Origin of the sequence: Arcanobacterium phocae, assembly GCF_018913465.1 — a bacterium.
Taxonomy (GTDB): domain Bacteria; phylum Actinomycetota; class Actinomycetes; order Actinomycetales; family Actinomycetaceae; genus Arcanobacterium; species Arcanobacterium phocae_A.
Map to the genome: position 1 here is coordinate 538,501 of NZ_JABAPM010000001.1, position 7,964 is coordinate 546,464.

Here is a 7,964-nt window from a genome sequence, read left to right on the forward strand (position 1 = left end):
AGAAAGATTAGTTTTCTTCCGACGACGTATCGTCGTTGTCGTGTTGTGCTTCTAGCTCCCGAACTTGTGCTTCGGTGGGGTCGATGTGCTCTGCCGGTTTTTCTTCCCAGTGCTGAGAAATTGTGTCCCATGCAGGTTCGACGTCGGCTTCGTCGTCGTCTTCAATTTCGGCAACCACTTCGGCAGAAACTTCACGATGTTGTTCGAGCGAGTCCACATTTGATTCATCTAAAGCAGCGACTAACGCGTTTTGATGCTTGCGGGTAAAAACACGGGTAACATCCCACTTGACTCGCAGTAGCCGACGAATTCGAGCGCGCAGCTTTTCTTCATGACGGATATCTTCACGCCTAGTGAACCAGGCGTATACCAAAATCGCCATCATAATGATGCCGAAGTATCCAACGATAGGGTAGAGCGTTGCAACCAGGGTCTGAAAGCCAAAGAACGATAGTCCGAAGCCCATAAAAGCCAAGACGGTAATAGCTGGTAAGAAGAGGTTAGGCCGTGATGCTGTCACTCGTTTTGCTAGTGCGTAATACAATCCAATCGCAGTATTAAAAATCATTCCATAAATTATCACCGCCATCGCGGTTCCTGCGACTGGATGGATTTGGTTTACGAGCTCTAGCATGGGCATCGGAGCATCTTTGACCTTATCGATTTGGGAGAATATCGCTAGCACAGAGATGACTAAAATGACCCCAAAAATACCTCCGCCGAGTAGTCCACCGTAGCCAGCAGCTCGGGTATTAAGTAGGCTACCGCCCATAACAAGAGCCATAGAAATAGCAAGGGCCATAGACATGCTGACGTAGCTAAGAGTGGAAATCGTTATCGACGGGACGGCAGGCGTAAGGGTAGTAGCAACTGGCTCCAAGGCATTAATAGATAAAGTCGCGCCGGTAAAAGCATGAACCGATGCCACAATAATAAATATCAAAATAAACGGCGTAATCACGCCAATAACTTGGGTCACCTTGTCGACGTTGAGCATACCGGCACAGACAACGAGGCCGACCATCACTAACGAGCCAACCCACGTGGGCAGTCCGTACTGTTGTTCAAAGTTTGCACCAGCTCCCGCGATCATAACGAAACCCATGGTGAACAGTGTCAAAACAGTAAAAACATCAAGTGCTCTCGAGACAATGGGATGGGACACTTCGTCGAAAACTGCAGAGTGTTCTTTTGCTTGGAAATATGAGCCCAATTGCAACACAATGTATCCAGATATGGCGAACAATACTGCGGCAACCAATGCACTCCATACACCGGGTAGTCCAAATGCAATAAAGAACTGGAGTAGCTCTTGGCCAGAGGCAAATCCGGCCCCGATGATTAATCCGATAAAGGCCATTGCCATAACTATTGTTTGTCTTAACACGCCATTCACTCTTCGTCTTCAATTATCAATTATTCAACAATCTATTTTACCCGTTTGCTGAGGTTCATGGGTGGACCCGATAGTGATGGGAGCTGTTACACATTCCGTAGCCCACACATTGGGAGTCAGAGTTGGAGAGATGAAGTTGCTTAGGGCAAAATAGCCTCATAAGTGTGTATACACCTTAGAACGATCGAAAGGAAATTCCTTGGCTGACATCCTTGACGAACTCCAGTGGCGTGGGCTTATTGCCCAGCATTCGGATATTGATGAGCTTCGCAAAGCTCTGAACGAAGGATCGATTTCGTTCTATTGTGGTTTTGATCCAACTGCAGCTTCGCTTCACCACGGACACCTCGTAGCAGTAAAAATGATGCGTCATCTGCAAATGGCTGGGCATCGTCCGATCGTTTTGGTTGGTGGAGCGACTGGCTTAATTGGAGATCCGCGTCCAAAGGGAGAGCGGTCACTTAACACCCGTGAAACAGTTGCCCAGTGGACTCAAGCCTTGCGCGGACAGCTGGAATCGTTACTTGATTTTGACGGTCCAAATGCTGCGATTACGGTCAATAATCTTGACTGGACGCAGGGGATGAACACGATTGATTTCTTGCGTGACCTCGGCAAGCATTTCCGGATGGGAACGATGCTCTCGAAAGACATTGTTGCCCGTCGTCTACAGTCTGATGAAGGTATCTCATTTACCGAGTTTTCATACCAAATTCTGCAGGCTAACGATTACCTTGAGCTTTACCGGCGTTACAACTGCACATTAGAGCTAGGTGGTAACGATCAGTGGGGCAATATTGTTGGCGGAATGGATCTCATCCGTAAGGTCGAAGGCACCAACGTTCATGTGTTGACTAATCAGCTGATTACAAAGTCTGATGGGACGAAGTTTGGAAAGACTGAAGGGGGAGCAGTCTGGCTTAACCCTGATATGCTTAGCCCCTACAAGTTTTACCAGTTCTGGCTTAATACGGCCGACGCTGATGTCATTCGAATGCTTAAAGTCTTTACGTTCTTGTCAAAAGAACGGATTGAGGAGCTTGAGATTGAGGTTGCGCAGCGGGCTCACGCTCGGGAAGCACAGCGGGTATTGGCTGACGAAGTGACAACATGGGTTCATGGTGCCGACGCTACTGCGCGAGTCAAAGACGCATCTGCTGTCCTCTTTGGCAAGAAGGATCCGCACGATGTAGATGCGCAGACCCTGCGTGATGCAGTCGCTGAGTTGCCGTCTACCCAGGCTCAGATTGGCGACAGCTTGCAGGACGTTCTTGTCGAGCTTGGTTTCGAAAAAGGCCGCGGAGCCGCACGGCGTACGATCAACGCCGGTGGTTTAGCGATCAACAATGCCAAGATCGATGACGAAGAACGTACCTTAACGAATGACGATGTTCTTGCCGGTGGTTTCGTTCTCGTGCGCAAGGGCCGTAAGAATATGGCTGTAGTGCGTATCGCCTAATTGTGCGGGCCTCGTCTATAACTAGATGTACATAGCCGTAGTGCTGGGAGGTTAATTCCTAGCACTACGGCTAGAAAACTTTTAGAGCAGAATTGTTGAGAATATAAGTTTTCCGGGTGTTTCATTGTGTATAGCTTACTTTAAGCTTCGTGACATCTTATTTGAGCGTAAACTTACAGTTAAAAGAACAGCGATCGAGGACGCCATGATCGAGCACTCTGAGCCCCAGCAAGTACACAGACCTGATTTACGAGACACGATTGATATCGTGCATGAACGACGTTTGAAAGCTCCGAGCCACATAGCATTTCGCGTGTGCACTGAGGACCAGGAGACAGTAGCCGGTGGCACGAGATACAGAGATATTTGTATAACCGACTTTTGCTCAACTATTGACGCGATTGCAACGCGACTGGTTGCATCTGGATTTCAAGCCGGGGAATGTGCAGCGATTATGGCTCCAACAAGCTATCAGTGGGCTCTAGCCGAATGGGCGATTTGGCGTGCCGGCGGGATCGTTGTGCCAATATATGAAACATCACCATTCAGTACTCTAGAACATATCTGTCACGAATTGTCGATTACTCGAGTTTTTATCAGTAATAAGTTACAGCTGACTCTACGCGATGAAATATTGAGTTTGGATGGCGTGGAATTCATTCCAATCGACACTATTGAAACGAATTATCGATCGTCGGAAGGTGCGACTGATGAGAAGTTGCTGGACTCACGTCATCGGAAGCGTGACGATGTTGCTTCAGTAGTGTATACCTCGGGAACCACAGGTAAGCCCCAAGGCACCCGAATTTTACATCGAAATTTCATTGATTTGATTCTTAATGTTCAGGCTGCTTGGCGAGACGTCCTCAATGATAGCGGCCGTACCGTCATATTCCTTCCATTAGCACACGTTTTAGCGCGTGGACTCCAGATGATCTGCATCTGGGCAGGAATGCGTATTACTTATATGTCCGATCCGCGTGCACTCATCCCCGCCCTGCCAGAGCTACAACCAACGTTCCTTGTAGCGGTTCCACGTGTATTTCAGAAGATCTTAGATGCGACGCGTTCAAAAGCGCGAGAAAAACATATGATCTGGCTGTGGAACAGAGCCGAAAGGACAGCGTTAGCATGGGGAAAACGAGCTGAAGCGAGCGACTTTGCAGGGACCGATTTTGTTGAGTCTGTGCCGCTAAAACTTCGTCTTGAGCACAAGCTGTTTGATATTCTTTTCTATTCCAAAGTGCGTGATATTCTGGGCGGATCTATGGAATTCATTCTCTCTGGGGCTGCGCCACTTAATAGGGATGTTTCTCTTATGTTCCGCGGTTTCGGTCTTCCTGTGATGGAGGGATACGGACTCACGGAAACTACGGCGCCGCTTGCTGGAAATCGGCCAGGCAGGATTCGTTCTGGAAGTGTTGGAGAGCTTATCCCCGGAACCACTGTGCGCATCGCGGAAGACGGTAGCATTCTTGTCAAGGGGATCGGGGTGGCTCCGGGCTACCTGGACCCTCGTACCACTGCTAGTGCGTATCTTGACGGCTTCTTCAATACTGGTGATATCGGTGAACTCAAAGATAGTTATTTGTATATAACAGGGCGGGCTAAAGACATGCTTGTAACCGCTGGCGGTAAGACGATTTCTCCAGCCCGTTGGGAGTCTCTTGTTACTGCTCACCCGCTTATCGAGTACGCCATAATGATTGCTGATGACCGGCCTTATCCAACTGCGTTGCTCATTCTAGATAACGAAGCGTCCGCCAGATGGGCATCTGCTAATAACCAGCGCTTTCCCCGTGTTAGCCTTGGGCAATGGAGCGAAGTAGCTAGTGAAGAACTAAGAAATAACCTTAAACGCATTGTGCATGATGCCAACAGTCACGTGTCTCGCGCTGAATCTGTTAAGGACTTTCGAATCATTAGCATGAAGATGTCTGAAGACGAAGGGCTAGTGACACCTACGATGAAAATTAAGCGTGCCTACGCTACAAAACTGTTTAGCCAGCTTATTGACAATATGTACCGAATTTGATTTCCAGTAAACTACTCTCGTAGTTAAAGGTAGCAATTAAAACAGTTTTGGGATCAGAACTGGGGTAGCTTTTTTGTATGCAACGTAATCGGGTTGACCACCCCATTTTTCTTCTGCTTTCTTCTCGAGTAAAGGTATTCCGCTGACCTTTGTGATTAAGAAGAATACAAATAGGGGAGAGATTATAGCGATCCAATCCCATCCGTGTAGTACCGGCGAGGCAATGACTAGAACCGCAATCCAAATGAGAATTTCTCCGAAATAGTTTGGGTGACGAGAGACTGACCACAGACCAGAGGAAATAAACTTTCCTTGGTTATTCGGATCCATACGGAACTGGGATTTTTGATAGTCCGAGACAGCTTCCAGAGAAAAACCTACTAGCCATAATGTAATACCAACAGCCTCAACTACGCCAAAAGGGTGGGAATTCGTCGTCGTTATCGCGATCCAAGCTGCTAAAGCTGTCAGCGTGATCCATAAGCCCTGCAAAGACCACACGAGAAATAACCGGGAAGGAGACTTGAGGATCTCATCGAAGCGAGAGTCTCTACCTGAACTCTTGATTCGGCGATAGAGGTATGCACCAAGTCTGGTAGCCCAGATAATGACTAAAATGCCCAACAGATACGAACGAAAATCTGAGATGTCGCTGGAAACTAAAGCAAAAATTGTCAAACAAATATATGTAAAACTACCGGTAAGATCGAAAAACCTGTCAGATGATTTTAACCATGAATGGACAAACATTATCCATTGAATGCCAAAAACTAGTAACACCAGGATAACTACTATCGGCAATGCGCCAAGCGCTTGGCTAGAGCGTGTGCCTCCTAGACTAATGCCTAAACCAATGAAGAAAACTGTTAGTGCTATAGCAATATTTCGCATCTGAATCTCCGAATGATAGTGCTGTTAACACGAGTAACGCACTTTTATGTATGCGCCCGTCGATTGCACGGCGTGTATATAAAAGTCTAATTCACGAGTACGAGCTGCATTGACAACTGCGCTAATAGCATGATTTCTTGGAAAATCTACCAATTAACATCCGTGGTAATTCCCATATGCCCAATTTGGTCTATGAAAATCACCAAAAGTACCCATTAAACATTGATAATCAGGGGAATGTAGAGCTGGCGATTAAAGCAGGCATGAGCTTTGAGCATAATTGTCCTAAGCCGCACTAATTGAGAATGATTATACTTGTTAGTTGAGAAAACGCACTAAGGAGGCATCTTCGCGAAGTATTTAGCATTACGCCATTCGACTACATAAATTCATCAAAACTCTAAAAGAGGAGAGATTTGTGCTATCTTGGTTAGCCACCCCACCGGCAGCTCCACGCCTTTCGCAGGAAGAAGTTGACCGAAAGTACCCGCGTCTTCGGTTCCAAGTTTTTATGGGAATTTTTCTTGGATATGCTGGTTTTTACTTAATTCGAAACAATATTTCCACAATTGCGCCACTCCTTCTCGAGGAGGGAGGACGAATCGATAAGCCTGCAATTGGCATCATTGCCAATGCAGTCTTAATTAGCTACGGCTTATCAAAATTTTTCAGCGCAATGGTATCTGACCGATCAAATGCTCGTTACTTCTTACCGTTAGGACTAGCTTTATCAGCGGTAATGAATCTTATCGTTGCTACTGTCCCATGGGTTTCGGCAAGCGTTGGGGTTTTTGCAACTGTCATGTTCATCAATGGCTGGTTTCAGGGGATGGGGTATCCGCCAAGTGGTCGTATCGTTGTTCAATGGTTCAGTACGAATGAACGAGGATGGAAGGGATCTCTGTGGAACACGTCCCACAATCTTGGTGCTGGAACGTTACCATTCCTTGTCGCATTGGGACTATATTTAACCGATAATAATTGGCGAGCCGCCTTTTGGTTACCGGCCGTTATCGCACTTGTCGTAGCGGTTATCGCCTTTATACTCATCCGAGATAATCCGACTGCTGTCGGTTTGCCCCCGATTGATGAGTATCGAAATGATCCCCCAAAAGTCACCGCAGACCTAGAAGCTGGTCAGGAAATCTCCACGAAGGATCTCGTGTTTAAACATATCTTGACTAACAAGATCATTCTTCTACTCGCAATCGGTAACGTGTTTGTTTATGCATTGCGTTACGGCGTGTTGAATTGGGTGACAACTTACCTCTCAGAAGTTCACCATATGTCGATCACTAATGGACTTATCAGCTTTGGTGCATTCGAAATTGCTGGTTTTATCGGTACGATCTTGTGTGGCTGGACATCAGACAAAATATTCCATGGTAATCGAAGCGCTTCAATCCTACTTTTCACTGTTGGTGCAGGCTCGTCGATTGCTGGATATTGGCTTATGCCGGTAGGGACACCGTTCGCTGTGATGGTTATCCTCGTAGCGCTTATTGGAGGCTTCATATACGGGCCGGTTGGTTTAATTGGTCTTCAAGCTCTTGATTTATCGCCAACGAACATTGCTGGCACCGCAGCGGGCTTTACGGGGCTTTTTGGCTATCTTCTTGGTGCAACTCTTGCTTCGACGGGCGTTGGCTACCTTGTACACTTTGCTGGGTGGAATGTCACCTTTATTGTGTTCTTGGTATTCGCGGCATTGATTATTCTGATCTTCTTAATTATTAAAAGGGAAGAGAATGCATTGCTGGAACGGCGCCGTAGTCAGTAGTGCCAACTAATAAGTTATGGGCAGGCTAGGATGATACTAGCCTGCCCATAACTTATTAACGAACTGTAACTACCGTAAAAATAGATCATGTTGTTAGGTAGAATAATTGGGTGACGATCAATCTGAATTCATCAGTGCCGTACAAGGATGATGGTGCTAGAAGTAGACACTCGAACTCCTGTGACGGGGGTTACGTTGGTTTGGTTTGACGTGGGGGTGGTTGGTGGGTAAAGTATTTATCTGTTGCGAGGCGCTGGTCTGGTTTTCTGGTCTGGTTGTTTTCGCTGGTTTCCTTCTTGCTTGATGCATTGTTGTGGTGTGTCTTGTGGGTGTGGGTGTGTTGTTTGATATCTCAATAGTGTGTCAGCTTTTTATTTTGATCATATTTATTTTGATGGCAGAT

The 7,964-nt window shown here is 46.7% G+C and carries 5 protein-coding genes; 3 read left to right on the plus strand and 2 right to left on the minus strand.

Going from position 1 to position 7,964, the window contains the following annotated elements; translation table 11 throughout:
- Window positions 1-7: 7 nt before the first annotated feature.
- Window positions 8-1,366, minus strand: coding sequence for a YkvI family membrane protein (locus tag KSO86_RS02530; protein WP_253281426.1), 1,359 nt, complete (start codon window positions 1,364-1,366; stop codon window positions 8-10).
- 229 nt (window positions 1,367-1,595) lie between these two features.
- On the opposite strand from KSO86_RS02530, the gene tyrS reads away from it, so the two are divergent.
- Together tyrS and KSO86_RS02540 are read left to right on the plus strand one after the other, a co-directional pair.
- The gene (gene tyrS, locus KSO86_RS02535) at window positions 1,596-2,855 is read left to right on the plus strand and encodes a tyrosine--tRNA ligase (protein ID WP_216378054.1); all 1,260 of its coding nucleotides are present in this window, start codon (window positions 1,596-1,598) and stop codon (window positions 2,853-2,855) included.
- A gap of 205 nt (window positions 2,856-3,060) precedes the next feature.
- On the plus strand, window positions 3,061-4,890 hold the full coding sequence (locus KSO86_RS02540) for an AMP-dependent synthetase/ligase (protein WP_216378053.1): 1,830 nt from the start codon (window positions 3,061-3,063) through the stop codon (window positions 4,888-4,890).
- A gap of 36 nt (window positions 4,891-4,926) precedes the next feature.
- Here the strand turns inward: KSO86_RS02540 and KSO86_RS02545 are convergent, their stop codons facing one another.
- Entirely contained in the window at window positions 4,927-5,781 is an 855-nt protein-coding gene (locus tag KSO86_RS02545; RefSeq protein ID WP_216378052.1) for a DUF1295 domain-containing protein, read from the minus strand.
- A gap of 418 nt (window positions 5,782-6,199) precedes the next feature.
- Between KSO86_RS02545 and KSO86_RS02550 the strand changes: the two genes are divergently transcribed.
- Complete coding sequence (locus tag KSO86_RS02550; protein ID WP_366493171.1) at window positions 6,200-7,561, plus strand: MFS transporter; 1,362 nt, start codon at window positions 6,200-6,202, stop codon at window positions 7,559-7,561.
- Window positions 7,562-7,964 lie beyond the last annotated feature (403 nt).